Annotated in this window: 14 protein-coding genes; 7 read left to right on the forward strand and 7 right to left on the reverse strand. The window is 70.8% G+C overall.

Annotation, left to right across the window (positions count from 1 at the left end; translation table 11 throughout):
• Nucleotides 1-196 precede the first annotated feature (196 nt).
• Both ACZ68L_RS32110 and ACZ68L_RS32115 read left to right on the forward strand, forming a co-directional pair.
• Nucleotides 197-1,501, forward strand: coding sequence for an amidohydrolase (locus tag ACZ68L_RS32110; protein WP_469583940.1), 1,305 nt, complete (start codon nucleotides 197-199; stop codon nucleotides 1,499-1,501).
• Nucleotides 1,502-1,649: 148 nt separating this feature from the next.
• A complete protein-coding gene (locus ACZ68L_RS32115; RefSeq protein ID WP_469583943.1) occupies nucleotides 1,650-2,360 on the forward strand; it encodes a GntR family transcriptional regulator in 711 nt (236 codons plus the stop codon).
• A gap of 61 nt (nucleotides 2,361-2,421) precedes the next feature.
• Here the strand turns inward: ACZ68L_RS32115 and ACZ68L_RS32120 are convergent, their stop codons facing one another.
• From ACZ68L_RS32120 to ACZ68L_RS32140, 5 genes are all read right to left on the reverse strand, one after another.
• Entirely contained in the window at nucleotides 2,422-3,171 is a 750-nt protein-coding gene (locus ACZ68L_RS32120) for an ankyrin repeat domain-containing protein (RefSeq protein ID WP_469584140.1), read from the reverse strand.
• Between the two features lie 396 nt (nucleotides 3,172-3,567).
• On the reverse strand, nucleotides 3,568-4,068 hold the full coding sequence (locus ACZ68L_RS32125; protein WP_469583945.1) for a nucleoside deaminase: 501 nt from the start codon (nucleotides 4,066-4,068) through the stop codon (nucleotides 3,568-3,570).
• Between the two features lie 121 nt (nucleotides 4,069-4,189).
• Nucleotides 4,190-4,660 carry a cyanase gene (gene cynS, locus ACZ68L_RS32130; protein WP_469583948.1) on the reverse strand — a complete coding sequence of 157 codons (471 nt, stop codon included), beginning with the start codon at nucleotides 4,658-4,660 and terminating at the stop codon, nucleotides 4,190-4,192.
• Between the two features lie 65 nt (nucleotides 4,661-4,725).
• On the reverse strand, nucleotides 4,726-5,325 hold the full coding sequence (locus ACZ68L_RS32135) for a carbonic anhydrase (RefSeq protein ID WP_469583951.1): 600 nt from the start codon (nucleotides 5,323-5,325) through the stop codon (nucleotides 4,726-4,728).
• Between the two features lie 355 nt (nucleotides 5,326-5,680).
• Nucleotides 5,681-6,394, reverse strand: a complete 714-nt coding sequence (locus ACZ68L_RS32140) for a GntR family transcriptional regulator (RefSeq protein ID WP_469583954.1) — start codon at nucleotides 6,392-6,394, stop codon at nucleotides 5,681-5,683.
• 206 nt (nucleotides 6,395-6,600) lie between these two features.
• Here ACZ68L_RS32140 and ACZ68L_RS32145 point away from each other — a divergent pair, with 206 nt between their 5' ends.
• From ACZ68L_RS32145 to cynR, 3 genes are all read left to right on the forward strand, one after another.
• Entirely contained in the window at nucleotides 6,601-7,878 is a 1,278-nt protein-coding gene (locus ACZ68L_RS32145; protein ID WP_469583958.1) for an amidohydrolase family protein, read from the forward strand.
• Nucleotides 7,875-9,380: an APC family permease gene (locus ACZ68L_RS32150; RefSeq protein ID WP_469583961.1), complete on the forward strand. Its 1,506-nt coding sequence runs from the start codon at nucleotides 7,875-7,877 to the stop codon at nucleotides 9,378-9,380. Before ACZ68L_RS32145 ends, ACZ68L_RS32150 begins: the two co-directional genes overlap by 4 nt.
• A gap of 255 nt (nucleotides 9,381-9,635) precedes the next feature.
• Entirely contained in the window at nucleotides 9,636-10,544 is a 909-nt protein-coding gene (cynR, locus tag ACZ68L_RS32155) for a transcriptional regulator CynR (protein WP_469583964.1), read from the forward strand.
• Nucleotides 10,545-10,848: 304 nt separating this feature from the next.
• Here cynR and ACZ68L_RS32160 read toward each other — a convergent pair whose 3' ends face one another.
• On the reverse strand, nucleotides 10,849-11,454 hold the full coding sequence (locus ACZ68L_RS32160; protein ID WP_469583967.1) for a TetR/AcrR family transcriptional regulator: 606 nt from the start codon (nucleotides 11,452-11,454) through the stop codon (nucleotides 10,849-10,851).
• A 167-nt stretch (nucleotides 11,455-11,621) separates the two neighbouring features.
• On the opposite strand from ACZ68L_RS32160, the gene ACZ68L_RS32165 reads away from it, so the two are divergent.
• Together ACZ68L_RS32165 and ACZ68L_RS32170 are read left to right on the forward strand one after the other, a co-directional pair.
• Complete coding sequence (locus tag ACZ68L_RS32165; RefSeq protein ID WP_469583970.1) at nucleotides 11,622-13,040, forward strand: purine-cytosine permease family protein; 1,419 nt, start codon at nucleotides 11,622-11,624, stop codon at nucleotides 13,038-13,040.
• A gap of 80 nt (nucleotides 13,041-13,120) precedes the next feature.
• A complete protein-coding gene (locus ACZ68L_RS32170; RefSeq protein ID WP_469583973.1) occupies nucleotides 13,121-14,764 on the forward strand; it encodes an amidohydrolase in 1,644 nt (547 codons plus the stop codon).
• Nucleotides 14,765-15,139: 375 nt separating this feature from the next.
• Here ACZ68L_RS32170 and ACZ68L_RS32175 read toward each other — a convergent pair whose 3' ends face one another.
• The gene (locus ACZ68L_RS32175) at nucleotides 15,140-16,039 is read right to left on the reverse strand and encodes a serine hydrolase (RefSeq protein ID WP_469583975.1); all 900 of its coding nucleotides are present in this window, start codon (nucleotides 16,037-16,039) and stop codon (nucleotides 15,140-15,142) included.
• Between the last annotated feature and the right edge of the window lie 47 nt (nucleotides 16,040-16,086).

A 16,086-nucleotide genomic window follows, 5' to 3' on the forward strand; every position in this document is an offset into this window, starting at 1 on the left:
CCCATCGGCTCCGCCATGACTCGCTCCTCCGCCTCGCGACCCACGGCACCGGACCCCGCTCGCCGATCCGGCCTGATCCGGACGAAAGGCCCTGGTGCCGCTTCTGAGACCTCGTGTTCCTGCCGATGGGCCGTCACCGACGGCCTGACGCGTCCCCTGCCCCTGTCCCTGCCTCTCTCCCAGCCGAAGGAATCCCATGACGCCCCCTCCCTCTCCGATGACCCGGCGCGGTGTCCTGGCCGGTGCCGCCTCCCTGGCGGGCACCGGTGTCGCACTGTCCGCGACCACGCCATCCGCCCAGGCCGACCCCCGGAGCCGTCCCGGCCATGCGGTGATCTTCCGTGACGTACGGCCGATGGGCGCGGCGAAACCCGTGGATCTCACCGTCGTCGACGGCCGGATCACCGGCGAACGGGCCCCCCGGGGCGCCAGGGTGATCGAGGGTGGTGGCCGCATCGCCCTGCCGTCCCTGGTGGACGCGCACATCCATCCCGACAAGACGACGTGGGGCGGCTCATGGGTCTCGCGCGAACCGGCGAACAGCATCGCCGACTTCGCCGCCCAGGACGTGGCACTGTTCCGCAGCCGGCACCGGACGGTGGGCGAGCGGGCTCATGGGCTCATGGCGCATGCCGTGACCCGCGGGACGCGGGCCATGCGGGCACACGCCGACATCGCTCCGGCCTACGGACTGACCTGCGTGGAAGGCGTCGCGCAGGCACGCGAACGGCTCCAGCACGCGCTCGACGTGCAGATCGTGGCCTTTCCGCAGCATGGCGTGGTCCGTGCTCCCGGCACGGCGACCCTGCTCAGGGAGGCGGCTCGGAGCGGGCTCGTGGACATGATCGGCGGGATCGATCCGATCGGCTTCGACCAGGCGATGGACGAGCAGCTGGACCTCGTATTCGACCTTGCGGAACGGTACGGCGTCGGCGTGGACATCCACCTGCACGACCGGGGCGAGAAGGGTTTGACGGTGCTGCACGCCGTCATCGACCGCACCCGGGCCCTGTCCTTGCAGGGGAAGGTGACCGTCAGCCATGTCTTCTGCCTGCCTGGCCTCTCCGACACCGAACTGGCCGCAATGGCGGAGGACCTGGGTGACCTGGACATCGCCTTGACCACCGTGGCGCCCAGCGAATCACTCGTCCTGCCGATCGCGAAACTGCGCGAGCACGGCGTACGGGTGGGGCTCGGGTCGGACGGGGTGCGTGACTCCTGGAGCCCCTTCGGCAACGCGGACATGCTCCACCGGGCACACCTGCTCGGCTGGGTCACGGATGTGCGCCTCGACGAGGAACTGGCGGCCTGCTACGAGGTGGGCGCGCACGGTGGTGCGGATGTCATGCGGCTGCCTCGCGCGGACTTCTCGCCCGGCTCCCCGGCCGACTTCGTCCTGGTGCGGGCCGAGTGCCTGCCGCAGGTCGTGGTGGACATGCCCGCACGGGACCTGGTGGTGCACGGCGGCCGCGTGGTGGCGCGTGACGGCGAGCTGACATGACCGCCCCGCCCTGCCGTCATGCCGTCCCGCAGCGTGCAGCGCGTCGTCCGGCCACCCGCATAGGGTGACGGGATGTCCGGTGTCCGCGAGCGTTCAGCGACTCGCGGGCACCGGGGCGGACGAGGAAGGCACAGAAAGGACGCCGTACGTGACGGCAAGCACCGGCCGGCAGGACGACGCAGGAGAGCCGTCGGCCACTACGCCGCGCACGCCACTGAGCGAGCTCGCGCGCCGGGCCATCAGGGAACGCATCATCGACGGGAGCTTCGCCCAGGGTGCCCGTGTGGTGGAACGCGAGATCGCCGAGGACCTTCGGATGTCGCGGGTGCCGGTTCGCGAGGCGCTGCGGGCGCTGGTGGAAGAAGGCCTGCTGGACCTGTTGCCGCACAGCGGTGCGCGGGTGCGCCGGCTGGAGCGCTCCGATGTGGAGCACCTGTACGACGTGTGGGAACCGCTGGCCATCCAGGCATCGCGCCTCGCGGCTCGACGCGTGGCTCTCGCCCCGGCCGAGGAGGCCGCTGAGCTGGCGGCCCTGCGGGCCGCACTGGAACAGGCCGAGGCCGCCGCGGCGGCAGGGGAACGGATGCGGGAGAACGACGCGGGCACCGCCTTCCACGACCGGATCGTGGCTCTGGCCGACAACCCGTTGCTGGCCCAGCTCATTCTGCGGCTGAACGGACAGCTGTGCCTGCTGTTCGGGCTGAACACGGAACCCGCGCCCATGCGCGCGCAGCACAGTGAAATGTACGAACGCATCGCCGCCGGGGACGTCGAGGCCGCCGGGGCGATCACCCTGCTCCACGTCCGCAAGAGCCGAGAACTCGCCCTGCGGTCCGTCACCTCCACATCCGGCCCCTGAGGAATTCGGCACCCCGCTCATCGGCCAGTGCAGTCCTTCATGAGCTCGGATGTGAACGCTCCTACCCGCGCAGCATCCGTGCGATCTCGGTGTAGCCCTTTTGCTGGGCGTGCTGGAGCGGGCTCGCACCGTTCCTGTCGGAGAGGGACCGGTCGGCTCCCGCGTCGAGGAGCAGCTCGACCACCTTCTGGTGAGCCTGGCCGCCGTCACCGAGGATGACGGCCTCCAGGAGCGCGGTCCAGCCGAGGTTGTTGACGTGGTTGACGTCGATGTCGATCTCCGGGTTGGTGATGACCTCCCTGACGTAGCCGACGTGGCCGCGCTCGGACGCGGGGATGAGGGAGGTGCCGCCGTACCGGTTGACGACGGTGTAGTCGGGATGGGCGGCGGCCAGGGTCCGCGCCATGGCCGCGCTGCCCGTCACGCCGGTCACCAACCAGGGCGTGTCGTGCCGTTGGTCCAGTGCGTCGGGGTCCGCTCCGGCCTTGACGAGGATGCCGGCCGCTGCCACGTGGTCGCCGGTGACGGCCAGCAGGAGAGGGGTGCGGCCTTGCTCGTCGCGGGTTTCCGGATCGGCACCGCGCTCGATGGCATCGCGTACGGAGTCCGTGGCACCGGAGCGTGCCGCCCCGAGCAGGTCCCGGTCGGCCGCCGGATCCGCGGGGGAGCGGGTCGGTGAATGCGTCGGCGATTTCACGGGTGAGGGGGTGGTGGTGCCCGCCGGAGCGGTGAGCTGCCGGGCGGCGGTGTCGCTGCTGTCGCTGCCGGACCGGGCGGTGCAGGCGGCAGTGAGCGCGAGCACGCCTGCCAGCGCCGCGAGCAGGCGGACGGAGTGTCGTACGGGTGTCATGGTTCCTCTCTCGGCTCGGATGCCCGCTGCTGCCCGGGGCCTTCGACCGGTGGGAAGCGCAGCGGATGACAGACCGGGCGGACGAGTGGGCGCCGCCGCATCCAGTCTCCAGCCGCGCGCGGACCCCCGTGGTCGGTGAAGCGACTCGGGCAGCGGAGCGGTCCGGATGACTGCCGTGTCGGCCGAACGGTTGATGCGCCGTGCCTGCGGGCCGGTCGTGCCCGAGGGCCGGGCACGACCGGCCACCGCGTCGCGGATGTGGCCGGTCGTGTCGGCATGCGGTGCGTCGCGGATGCGGTGGGTTGAGTCCAGTGTTGTGGCTGGACAGCTCCACCGGCTCGGCAAACCCCTCCGGCCTCAGCCGGCGGTCGGTGCGCCGGGGACGCGACGCTCGCCGCCGTTCCGCTCCTGCCACAACCGGTAGACGTCCACGGCGGCGTCCTGCGGATCGTGGCGCATCGGCAGGCGGCGTTCGGTGTAGTCCTTGGCGAACTCATCGTAGAAGGTGGCGAGTTCGAAGTACTTGCGGTCGTCCACGTAGTGCGGCTCGTAGGCGTCACGCGTGGTGAGGAAGACGACCTCGTCGGGGGAGCAGTAGTACAACGACCCCAGACACATCGGGCAGGGATGGGCGAGCACGTAGATGGTGGTGCCGATCAGGTGCTCGGTGCCGAGCTTCCTGCAGGCCTCACGGATGGCGAGGATCTCCGCGTGGGCGGTGGGGTCGGAGGTCTGCGCGACCCTGTTGGGGCTTTCGGCGAGGATCTCGCCGTCCTTGACGATGACGGTGGCGAAGGGGCGCCCGCCCTCTTCGACGTTCTGGCGGGCGATCTCGATGGTGCGCTGGGCGAAGTCCATACGGGTCCTCCGGCGGATTTCGGCGCCTGGCGGGCAGGCGGTTTCACAGGGGAAAGGAGAGGGCGGGCCGGAGACGGCCGTGGCGTGTGCGCCGGCCCGCCGCGGTTGTACCGAAAGCCCGTCAGAAAGGCTTGGTCGGCAGGTACTTGCCGTCTAGTGTGATGACGGCACGCTCGCCGCCCTCGGGGTCTGCGACCTTCTTCACGTCCAGCTTGAAGTTGATCGCGCTGATGATGCCGTCCCCGAACTGCTCGTGAACGAGGGCCTTCAGCGTGGTGCCGTAGACCTGGAGCATCTCGTAGAAGCGGTAGATGGTCGGGTCGGTCGGAATGCCGCCGGGGATCGATCCGCGGGTCGGGATGGTCTGCAGCAGCATCACCGCGTCGGCATCCAGGTCCAGCAGCTTCGCGACGGCCTTGGCGGCCTTCTCCGGAAGGGCGTGCTGGCCGAGGACGGCGGCGGTGACGAAGGCGACCGACAGGTCCGCGGCGTCGGCGATCTGCTGCCAGGTGAGGTCCTTGCGGGTCTTGGCCTCGACCGCGGTGGCGGCGAGGAGCTGGCGGGCGGTGGGGTCGAACTGGGCGTGTGTCATGAGGGGGATTCCTTTCTGTGGCACCGGCCCCGAGGTGCGGCCGGCGAGTTCTGCGGGGTGGCGGGTCAGGCCGGGACCATGGCGGCGTCGACCGTCTCCACGGCGCCGCTCGCGATGTCGAACACCCAGCCGCGCAGGGTGATCTTCCGCGCGGCCAGAGCACGGACCACCGAGGGATGGGTGGCCAGGTTCTGCAGCTGCGCGGCCACGTTGGCCCTCACCAGGGCGTCCACCGCGGACGTGCCCGGTACGGCGGGGCCGGCAGCGGCACGGGCGAGTGCGGCGTCCGCGTGTCGCAGCCAGCCCGCGATCACCGGTGCGGCGCTGAGGTCGTGGTCCTCGGCCAGCGCGGTCATGGCTCCGCACGCGGAGTGGCCGCAGACGACGATGTCGCTCACGCCCAGCACGGCGACCGCGTACTCGATGCTCGCCGCGACACCGTCCGGGACCGAGGCGTGGGCCGGGACCAGATTGCCCGCGGTGCGGATGACGAACAGCTCGCCAGGTTCGCTCTGCGTGATCAGTTCGGGGATCACGCGGGCGTCGGAACAGCCGATGAACAGCGTCCTCGGCCGGTGCGTCGTGGCCAGGCGGGCGAACAGACCCGCCTTGGCGGGAAAGACGTCGCGGCGGAAACGGGCGGGGCCGTCTGTGAGGTCGTGCATGGTCACTCCCTTCGGTGGTTGCCGGCCCGACGGGCTGACGTAGTTCACCATGCATGACCTGTGCCTATAGTGTCCAAGACTCGCTATCCATCACATCTATTGAGCGCATCTATGGCTTGCTGTGTGAAGGGGCTCGTCAAAGGCTCGGACGCTGATCGCCCTTGGGTCGTGCTGTGCCGGGTGCCGCGCCCGGAGAGCCGGCCGCCGGATACGGATGATGGGTGCGGCCGGGCGCGGCACGGGTGGCCAGGGGTGTGTGCGGGGCGCGGCGTGAGCGGTCGGGGGTGTGCGCGGGGCGCGGCGTGAGCGGTCGGGGGTGTGTGCGGGAACTTCCCCTACGCGGTGGGAGTCGCGGTCAGGACTGTGCCGAACCGTCCTGGTCCCCGGCGGTGCCTGAGGACAGGTAGCGCATCGCGGAGGCGCGCGTGCCCGCCACATGTGCGCGGGCCAGCTCCTCGGCCCGCGGCGCGTCGTGGTCGCGTATCGCTTCGTAGAGCCGCTCGTGCTCACCGCACATCGGGTTTCCGTCGTCCAGAGCGGAAGTGAGGCGGAACAGGCGCCGCAGGCGTGCGTCGAGGGGGCTCATCAGGTCCTGCAGCAGAGGGTTGCCGGACGCCTCGACGATCCGCCGGTGGAAGTCGGCGTTGTGGGTGACCGCCTCACGCAGCCGACCCGCTTCGGAGGCCTTGCGGCCGCGGGCCAGCAGGTGTGCCATGTCGCGCAGCTGGGCATCGGTGGCGCGGCGGGCGGCCAGGCCCGCGGCCAGGCCCTCCAGCTTTTCGCGTACGTCGAAGAGGTGCTCGGCGTCGTCCGTCCCGAAATCGGCGACCACCGAGCCGCGCCGGGGCTGAACGGTGAGGAATCCCTCCGACTCCAGCCGCTGCATCGCCTCCCGCAGAGGGATCCGGGACACGCCGAGTCCCTCGGCGAGCTCCCGCTCCACCAGCCGCTGCCCGGCCGGGTACTCGCCCTCGATGATCCGCTCGCGCAGCTCGGTGTAGACCCGGTCCCGCAGGGACTGATGGGTGTCGCCGATCGAGGCGCGGCGGTCGGGGCGAGGGGTGGTCATGGGTGCGGCTCCATGCGCGGCTGGGCGGACCGGGGGCGGGCCCGGATGTCTCTGATCATCGCAGACCCGGAAAACCGATTCCCGACAACCATTGCTTGGTATTCGGTATACCAGCTAGCTTGTCGATATTCGCCGCCCACCAGCATCTTCCCGGCCGCAGCCGGTGGTGAGGCATGGCGTGAGACGTACGAACAGTTGGAGGAACCGTGTCGCAGCATGCCGACACCCCGTCGTCGACCCCGCCCGCGCCGAGTGTCCTCGTGGACGCCACCCTGGCCGATGGCCGCCGGGTCGACGTCTTCCTGAGCGACGGCCGCATCACGGCCGTCGAGGACCACCGGGCGGCACCGCCCGGAGACCCCCGCACGGGACGTGACGCCGGGGCCGTCCGTCTCGACGGGGCCCTGTTGCTGCCCGCCCTGGTCGACGGGCACGCCCATCTGGACAAGACGCTGGTCGGTGCGCCCTGGCAGCCGCACCGGACCACCGCTACCCTGCGTGAGCAGATCGCCAATGAACGGGCCCTGCGCAAGGAGATCGGCGTTCCCGTGGCCGAACGCGCCACGGCACTGGCCGAGCGCATGGTGGCGCTCGGCACCGGCCATGTCCGCTCGCACGTCGACATCGACCCGGACGTGCGACTGGAGAGCCTGCACGAACTCCTGGGCGTACGCGAGCGGTTCCGCGACCGGCTCGGCATTCAACTGGTGGCCTTCCCGCAGAGCGGGGTGGTGACCGAGCCGGGCGTCGCGGACCTGCTCGATGCCGCGCTCGCCGAGGGCGCCGACCTGATCGGCGGGCTCGACCCGGCGGGATTCGACGGCGACATGAACGGCCAGCTGGACATCGTCTTCCGGCTCGCCGAGCGCCACGGCGCGGGCATCGACATCCACCTGCACGACGGCGGCGAGACCGGTACCTTCCAGCTGCGCGCCATCGCCGAGCGAACCGCCGCACTCGGGCTGGCAGGCACCGTCGCCGTGAGCCACGCCTACGCCCTCGGCGATGTCGACGACGCCGAACTCGACCGCACCGCCGACACGTTGGCCGCAGCCGGGGTCGCGATCATGACCAACGGGCCGCGCCACTCCATGCCTCCCGTGCTGCGCCTGCGCGAACGCGGCGTGCGGGTCTTCGCCGGCTCCGACAACATCCGTGACTCCTGGTGGCCCTACGGCACCGCCGACATGCTCGAACGCGCCACCGTCATCGGCCTGCAGGGTGGTCTGATGAGCGACGACGAACTGCGGTACGCCGCCTCGCTGGTCACCGACGAAGCCGCCACCGCACTGGGCCTGAGCGGCTACGGCCTGGCGCCGGGGCGTCGTGCCGACCTGGTCGCGGTAGCGGCGGGCGGGGTGCCCGAGGCCGTCGCGGCCCACCCGCAGCGCCTGCTGGTGCTCCACGACGGCAGGATCGTCGGCCCCGCACCGCACGCCACCGCCCCGTCCGGCGGCGCCCCCGACCCGCGAGGAGAGCGATGAGAGCCCAACCGCGCCAGACGGTCGCCGTGAGCACGCCCGACACGGAGGCACCCGTCCCCGCCGGTCCGGACGGGGTCACCGGCACGCGCCTCGCCGCCGGCCGGATCGGCACCTTCGACCTGGTCTTCTTCGTGGTCGCGGCCGCCGCCCCGCTCACCGTACTGGCGGGAGTGGCTCCCTTCGCCATCGGGATCGGCGGCCCAGGGGCCCCGCTCGCCTACCTGATCTCCGGAGCGCTCCTGGTGCTCTTCGCCGCCGGATTCACCGCGATGAGCCAGTACGTACGCAACGCCGGCGCCTTCTACGCGTACGTCGCCCGAGGTCTGGGCCGCACGCTCGGTGTCGGCATCGCCTACGTGGCCGTCGCCTCCTACAACCTCATCACCCCCGGAGTCGCCGCCGCCTTCGGCTACTTCGCCGCCGGAGCGATCCACGACGCCACGGGAACCGACGTCCCCTGGTGGCCGCTCTCCGTCGTCTGCGTCCTCGCGGTCGGAGTGCTGGGCTGGCTCAGGGTCACACTCAGCGCCAAGGTCCTCGGTATCGCCCTGGTGCTCGAGGTGCTCTCCCTGCTCGTCATGGACGGCGGCATTCTGGGCGAACGAGGAACCGCCGCTCTGGATCTGGGCTCCTTCAATCCCACCACGCTCGTCGGCGGCGGAATCGCGGGCATGTTCGTGCTGGTCATCGGAGCCTTCACGGGATTCGAAGCGACCGCGATCTACGCCGAGGAGGCCCGCGACCCACGCCGCACCGTACCGCGGGCCACGTTCATCGCGATCGGCTTCCTCGCACTCTTCTACGCGGCGGGTGTCTGGCTGATCATGGGCGCCTTCGGTACGAACGAGGCCGTGACGATGGCCCGTGCCGCGGCCGGCCCCGATCTCACGTTCCGGGCAGGGGCGTCGTACGTGGGCGCGTGGTTGTCCGACACCATGCACGCGCTCATCGTCGTCAGCGCCTTCGCCGCCGCGCTCGCCTTCCACAACGCCGCCGCCCGCTACCTCTACGCGCTCGGTCGTGAAGGACTCCTGCCCCGGTACCTCGGCAGGGTCTCCGCGCGACAGGGATCGCCGAGCGGGGCGGTGATCGCCCAGACCGTCTTCAATCTGCTGGTCGTCCTGGCAGGCGCCGCACTGGCCGCCGACCCCTACACCGTGGTCTTCCTGTGGACCAACAGCACCGCGGTCCTGGGCATCATGCTCATGCAGGCCATGGCCGCACTCGCGGTCTGGGCCTTCTTCCGCCGGGACCGGCGCGGCATGTCCGCGGCCCGGGTGGTCTGGGCGCCGCTCGTATCCTTCGCCGGACTCGCCGTGCTGACGGTCCTGGCCGTCTTCCACTTCGATCTGCTGACCGGTGAGACGGGAATGACGAACGTCGCGCTCCTGGCGCCGCTGCCCCTGGTCCTGGTGGCCGGCCTCTGCGTCGCGCTGCGCATCCGCCGGAACGATCCGCACCGGTACGCGTCACTGACCACCACCGACGTGGAGAAGGACTGACACGCGGGACGTGGCGGCCGGGGCGGCGTTCTCACGCCGCCCCGGCGCCCCGACGACAGGATGCTCGCCCCGGGATCGCGTGACACGCCGGGCCATCGCTTGGGCCACTCCCGCCGGGCGCCTCCCGATTCGTTGCACGGGCAGCGGGCAGAGGGCGGCCGTAGAAGGCAGTCGGGTCGTCCCGGTGACGGCGGCGTCCATAGGTCGCGCAGTACGATTTCGGGAGTATCGATCGACCCGAACTATAATCCGGATATGGGTCCGGAACTACGCCACCTCCGCTACCTGATCGCGGTGGCCGAACACGGCAACTTCACGCGCGCCGCGGAAGACCTGCGTATCTCACAGCCGACGCTGTCGCAGCAGATCAAGCAGCTGGAGCGCGTCGTCGGCGTCCAGTTGCTCGACCGCAGCGGCCGCAGTGTCCGCCTGACCGACGCGGGCGAGGTCTATACGCGCCACGCGCGGCGCGCACTGCGGGAGCTGGCCGCGGCCGACCGCGCCGTACTCGACGTCGCCGACCTCTCCCGCGGTCATCTACGCCTCGCGATGACGCCGACGTTCACCGCCTATCTCATCGGCCCTCTCGCGCAGGAGCTGCACACCCGCTACCCCGGAATCACTCTGGAAGTGCGGGAGATGACGCAGGACCGCATCGAGGCGAGCCTGCTGGCCGACGAACTGGACCTCGGCATCGCCTTCGCGGGATCCCATCTGCCCGGCATCGTCGCGACCGCGCTCTTCACCGAGACGCTCAGCCTGGTCGTCACCGCGCAGCGCATCGGATCGCGCGGCGAGCGGCCGCTGCCGGTGCGTGAACTCGCCGACCAGCAACTCGCTCTGCTCAGCAGTGACTTCGCCACCCGTGGCCATATCGACAGCTACTTCGCCGATCACCAGGTCAGCCCGCCGATCGCCGTGGAGGCCAACAGTATCCAGGCCCTGACGGAGATCGTGCGGCGCACCGGGCTGCTGGCCACCGTTCTTCCCGACGCCATCACCGACGATCATCTCCATCTCACCCCCATTCCGGTCGACCCTCCTCTGCCCGCCCGCGTCGCCACCCTGCTGCGACGGGAGAGCGGCTATGAGAGCGCCGCCGCCCGCGCCTTCACCCGGCTGGCACACGACCTGGTGCGGGAACGTGGCTACGCGCCGGCCTGAGGACTCGCGCCATGTCGGCGCCTCATGACGTCGCACTCGCACCCGCACTGGCTCTCGCGGTGGGCGGCGAGCCGGCGTTCTCCAGCCGCCGAGCACTGACGCCTCGCCCTGCGCGGCGCCGCAAGGCGTGCGGCTCGGACTCCGCATGCGGTTCCAGGCCGGTCACCCCGGCGGGTGCCTGCCCCCGATGAGAACCGGCCGTCCTGGACGGGTGCGATGGCGGACTCGGCAGGTCACCGCTGCTGCTCGGACGGCCGGGGTTCGGTGTGGGAGGCGGTCATGTCGAGCAGGAGAGCGGGTCGGCTCACCCCCGCTCCACCAGCCGCGCGGTCACGGACGTCGCCATGCGCAGCGCACTGTCGCGGTCCGCCCCGCCCTGGCCGAGGACCACGCGGGTGCTCAACCCGTCGAGCAGGGCAAGGAGTTCGGAAGCACGGGTCTTCGTATCCAGGCCCACGGCGAAGCGGCCCTGCCGTACGCCCTTGGCGAGGAGTGATTCGAGGTCGTCCTGCCAGCCGCGGTCGATCTCGGCCTGGGCCTGGCGCAGCGGCTCGTTCGACGCCGTACGCGCCCACAGCTCGATCCACAGCGTCCAACGCGGGTCGCGCGGTCCACGGGGAAGGTACAGCTCCAGGAAGAGTTCGAGCTTGCGCTCGATGCCGACCCGCCTGGTCAGCAACGCCCGGCGTTCATCGGTGAGCGCGTTCTCGCTCCACCGCAGCGCCTCCAGGAGCAGCAGGTCCTTGCTGCCGAAGTAGTAGAGGATGTGGCCGCCGCTGGTGCCGAGGCGCCTGGCGAGCGCCGACATGGTGAGCCTGGCCAGGCCGTCCTCGGCGATGGCGGCCATCGCCTCCTCCAGCATCCGCTCCCGGGCCAGATGCCCGTCACGCCGTCGCGCCGTCGTTGTCACGCCGCGCCTCCTCCTCCGTGTGCCCGGTGACGACCTTAGCGGCCGATCTTCGCAGAGGTCTTGACGAGGTGCCGGGAACACATCTTGAATGCCGTTCTAACTTCTAGAACAGCATTCAAAGTAAGACGCCCGGCTGCCGGGCCACGAACGGACGAGGGGCGGGCCGCATGACGCAACAGGACACGACCACGAGGGCGCCGGGTGGGACGACGGGCACAGCCGACCAGGTCTTCCAGGTCGAGACCCACGGCATCGACCCGATTCCGGACGAGGAGCGTCACGGCGGCGCGAAGGACCTGTTCTGGCTCTGGTTCGGGTCCAACCTCACCTTCACCTATGTCATCAACGGCGCTCTGGCCGTCGCCTTCGGTCTGTCCTTCTGGCAGGCGACCGGTGTCGTGATCATCGGTGGCCTGTCGTTCTTCGCCATCAGCGCGGCCGGGCTGAGCGGCGTCCGCACCGGCACCGCCACCCTGGTCATCTCCCGTGCCCCCTTCGGCGTGCGCGGCAACTGGCCTGCCGGAATGCTCAATTGGGTGGTCAGCATCGGGTACACGATCCTCAACACCGTCGTCGGCACGCTCGCCCTCGAAGCGTTCTTCGCGGACATGGGAGTGGGGTCCGGCCGCACCGTGCGGGCCCTCGCGCTGCTGATCACCCTCGCGTTGACCTTCGTCGTCGCGCTGTGGGGCCATGCCACCGTCCAGCTCGCCGAGCGCTGGATCGCGTACGTTCTCGCCGTCGGCTTCGCCGTGCTGCTGGTGTTCCTGCTGCCGGGCGCCGATACGGCCGGAGCGGCCGTCTCTCCCGGGGCGTCCGGGTGGAGCCTGGCGTTCGTCGTGATGCTGGCCGGGCCGTTCAGTTACGTTCCGATGCCGGCCGACTACACGCGCTACCTCCCGAGGACGACCTCGATGCGGTCGCTCACCTGGTACGGCGCCCTCGGCGGTTTCGTGTCGTCGGTCGCCCTGGGCATCGCCGGGGTGGCCGCCGCCACACAGACGGACATGACCGACGCCGTGGCCGGCACGGAACGGCTGCTGCCCGGATGGTTCCAGACGCTCTTCCTCGGCCTCGTCCTCGGCGGCTCGGTCACCAACTCGATCGTCACTCTCTACTCGTCGAGCCTGAACCTTCAGGTGCTCGGCGTCCCGTGGAGCCGCTCCAAGGCCATCATCATCAGTGCGGGCGTCACCGCCGCGGGCTCTCTCTGTGCTCTCTTCCTCACCGACTTCACCAGCTCGCTGCTGTCCTTCCTCTCGCTGCTGATCATCGTGTTCGCGCCCTGGGGCGGGGTGTTCCTCACGGACATGCTGATGCGCCGCTGCCGCTACGACGGACCGGCCCTGCACGCCGGACCGGACGGCGCCTACTGGTACCGGTCCGGCTTCCACCCCGCCGGTGCGGCCGCGCTCCTGGCCGGCATGGTCTTCGCCGCGCTCACCTGCGACTCCGAGCTCTGGACCGGCCCGCTGGTGGCGCCGCTGGGCGGCGCCGACCTGACCCTGCTCGGCTCACTCGTCTCCGGGCTCGTCTACTGGGTGCTCGCCCGACGGACCGTGGCGCCGCACACCGACCTTTCCTGAACGGCCGCCGCGCGACGCCCGCGTCGGGCCCGCGCGGCACGGCCCCACCGAAACACCCGCACCACTAGGAGTCACCTCACATGACCATGGCCGCCCACCTCGTCCTGCGCAACGCCCGCATCCACACCGTCGACCCGGCACTTCCCGAGGCGCAGGCGATGGCGGTGGTCGACGGCCGCATCGCCTGGCTCGGTCCCGACGAGGACGCGCCGGGATGGACGGGGCCGGACACCCGGGTGATCGACGCCGGCGGGAAACTGGTCCTGCCCGGGTTCATCGACGCCCACAACCACGTCCGGCTCGGCTCGGACGACGCCTGCGTCCAGCTCTCCGGCGCCCGTACACTCGACGAGGTCCACGCCCGCATCCGGGCCTGGCGTACGGCCCACCCAGACGCCGAGTGGATCGAGGCGGAAGCCTTCGACTACTCGGCCATCCCGGACGGCCGGATGCCGGCCGCCGCCGATCTCGACCCGGTCACGGGCGACGTCCCCGCCTTCGTGCTGAGCTACGACGTGCACACCGCCTGGGTCAACACCGCGGGCCTGCGCCGTCTCGGCATCGACCGCGACCACACCAGTCTGCCCTTCGGTGAAGCCGCCACCGACCCGGCCACGGGGGAGCCCACCGGCTTCATCACGGACTTCGCCGTCAAGGGCCTCTCCCGCGCCGGCCACCGCGCCCTGCGGACGATCGGTCTGCCGTGGGCTTCGGTCGACCGTCAGTACGGACGCCTCAGCAAGTCCCTGGACGACGCCATCGGCTTCGGCATCACCACCGTGGTCGAACCCCAGAACTCGCTGGACGACCTGGCCCTCTTCACACGCGCACATGCCGAGGGCCGGCTCAGGTCCCGGATCGTCGCGGCCCTCTTCCATCCGCGCGGAACCTCGGACTCCGACCTTGACGACTTCGCCGCCGCCGCGCACCGGTACGCCGACGACCGGATACGGGTCGGACCGCTCAAGCTCTACATCGACGACGTCGTCGAGCCGCGTACCGCGGCGCTCCTCGAACCGTACGTGGGCTGCCGTCACCACAGCGGCGACACCTTCTACCCGCCCGAGGAGTTCGCGAGCCTGCTGACGAAGCTCGACGCCCGTGGCTTCCAGTGCTTCGTCCACGCGACCGGCGACAGGGGGATCCGTACCGTCCTCGACGCCGTCGAGCACGCCCGCGCGGTCAACGGACCGAGGGACGCCCGCCACCAGGTCGTCCACGTCGAGTGCCTCGACCCCGACGACACACCGCGCTTCGCCGAACTGGGCGTGGTCGCGTGCATGCAGCCCCGCCACTGCGCCCCGGAGGTCGCGGGCCCCGGCAAGGACTGGGCGGAGAACATCGGAGCCGGCCGCTGGCACAAGGCATGGCCCCTGCGCAGCCTGCACGCGGCGGGGGCCGTCCTCGCGCTCTCCAGCGACTGGAACGTGGCCGAGATGGACCCGATGATCGGCATCTACACGGCCGTCACGCGGCGGCCCCTCGGCGGCGGGGAGCCCTGGATGCCGCAGGAGACGATCGGCGTGGAGGCCGCGGTCCACGGCTACACGATGGGCTCGGCATACGCCAACTTCCTTGAGGACGACCGTGGTTCGCTGACGGTCGGCAAGGCCGCCGACTTCGTGGTGCTCTCCCGCGACATCCTGCGCGCGGCACCGGAGGACATCCCCGGCACCGTGGCGGAGACCGTCGTCGTCGCGGGCCTCGTGGAGCACGGCGGCTGACCACCGACCATGCCGGAACAGCGCGCGGCGTGATTCCGCGGCGTCAAGAGAGGCGGCGTGCACCACCGGGATCGAGAGCCGGACCGGCCCGGCGTCTGCGGCAGGAAGCAGCGGCCCGTCGGAGACGGTCGCCGCAGCGCTGTCCCGTCCGATGCCGGCCCGCCGGTGTCCGCCCGATGGTGCTCGTGTGCATCATCGGGCGGTGCGCCCCGTACCCTCTTCGCCGTGACCGGATCACCGGCGCCATAGTGCTGACTGCTCTCCACCGAGCCGGCCGCGGTGTCCGGCCCCGCGCCGGGCACCCTGACCCGCACGCCGGTCCACTGCATCCGGCCCGCATCGCGTGGACCGGTCCTGCCCTGGACGGTTCTCCGCTCAGCGGCTCGCCGTCACAGTGGCAGCCGCCAGGTCGCGATGGACGAGGCGGGCTGCCGCCTCGACCGTGGCGATGCCGTAGTCCATGGTGCGGTTGCCGGTGGAGAGGACGACCATGCCGTAGTCGTGACCACCGCCGGTGAAGGCGCCCACGCTGTTCACCCGCCATCCGTCGGTGGCGCGCGGAAGCCAGCCGTTCTTGACGTGCACGGTCGCCGTGGTGGGTGATCCGGCAGGCACCCCCCACCTCTGGCCTGCGACGACGTGATTCATCAGCCTGAGCGCGTAGCTGCGCGAGGAAGGCGCGAGCACCGTGTTCTCCGTCGTCGTGAGCAACTGCATCAGCCGGAGCTGGTCGCCCGCGGTGATCTGGGTGAGGCCCCAGCTTCGCCCCGTACCGGGAACGGTGTGGTCCATGTGGGCCAGCGCGAGGAACTTCGTGAAGCCGGCGGAACCGATCTGGTCCCAGAGGGCGGAGGTCGCGTCGTTGTCCGACTTGGTGATCATGGCGGTGGTCAGTTCCACCTCACGCGGAGTCAGCTTCCGCTGTGCCTCCTCGGCCTGCCGCAGCAGTGCGCCGAGCACCGATACCTTGACCACGCTGGCGGAGTCGAAATGCGTGTCGGCCCTGAGTCCGCAGGTGGTTCCGCTGGCCCGGTCGTACAGGGCCAGCGACGCTGTGCCCTGCCGCCCGTCCAGGGCACCGGCCATGTCGTGGGACAGCTGGGCGGCCAGGCCGGGCTTCTTCGAGGTGCAGACGACCTTCGAACCACCCGATGAGGCGCTGACGGTGTCGGCCGAGGCCGGGGTTGCCATGGCGCATACGGTGAGCAGCGACGTTGCGGCGAGGGCAGTGGCCAGACCGCGCCGCGAGCCGGTCATTACGCGTGATCCATGCATGAGCGCCGTGTCCTGTCTCGCCGTGGGTCTTGGGTCATGTCTCCGGA

It is taken from the genome of Streptomyces sp. NPDC104309, from assembly GCF_055584025.1.

Excerpts from the sequence above, each read along its gene's own strand:
- ACZ68L_RS32150 (WP_469583961.1), top strand. The coding sequence starts at position 7,875 with ATGAGAGCCCAACCGCGCCAGACGGTCGCCGTGAGCACGCCCGACACG.
- cynR (WP_469583964.1), top strand. The coding sequence starts at position 9,636 with ATGGGTCCGGAACTACGCCACCTCCGCTACCTGATCGCGGTGGCCGAA.
- ACZ68L_RS32110 (WP_469583940.1), top strand. The coding sequence starts at position 197 with ATGACGCCCCCTCCCTCTCCGATGACCCGGCGCGGTGTCCTGGCCGGT.
- ACZ68L_RS32165 (WP_469583970.1), top strand. The coding sequence starts at position 11,622 with ATGACGCAACAGGACACGACCACGAGGGCGCCGGGTGGGACGACGGGC.
- ACZ68L_RS32140 (WP_469583954.1), bottom strand. The coding sequence starts at position 6,394 with ATGACCACCCCTCGCCCCGACCGCCGCGCCTCGATCGGCGACACCCAT.
- ACZ68L_RS32125 (WP_469583945.1), bottom strand. The coding sequence starts at position 4,068 with ATGGACTTCGCCCAGCGCACCATCGAGATCGCCCGCCAGAACGTCGAA.
- ACZ68L_RS32135 (WP_469583951.1), bottom strand. The coding sequence starts at position 5,325 with ATGCACGACCTCACAGACGGCCCCGCCCGTTTCCGCCGCGACGTCTTT.
- ACZ68L_RS32175 (WP_469583975.1), bottom strand. The coding sequence starts at position 16,039 with ATGCATGGATCACGCGTAATGACCGGCTCGCGGCGCGGTCTGGCCACT.
- cynS (WP_469583948.1), bottom strand. The coding sequence starts at position 4,660 with ATGACACACGCCCAGTTCGACCCCACCGCCCGCCAGCTCCTCGCCGCC.
- ACZ68L_RS32170 (WP_469583973.1), top strand. The coding sequence starts at position 13,121 with ATGACCATGGCCGCCCACCTCGTCCTGCGCAACGCCCGCATCCACACC.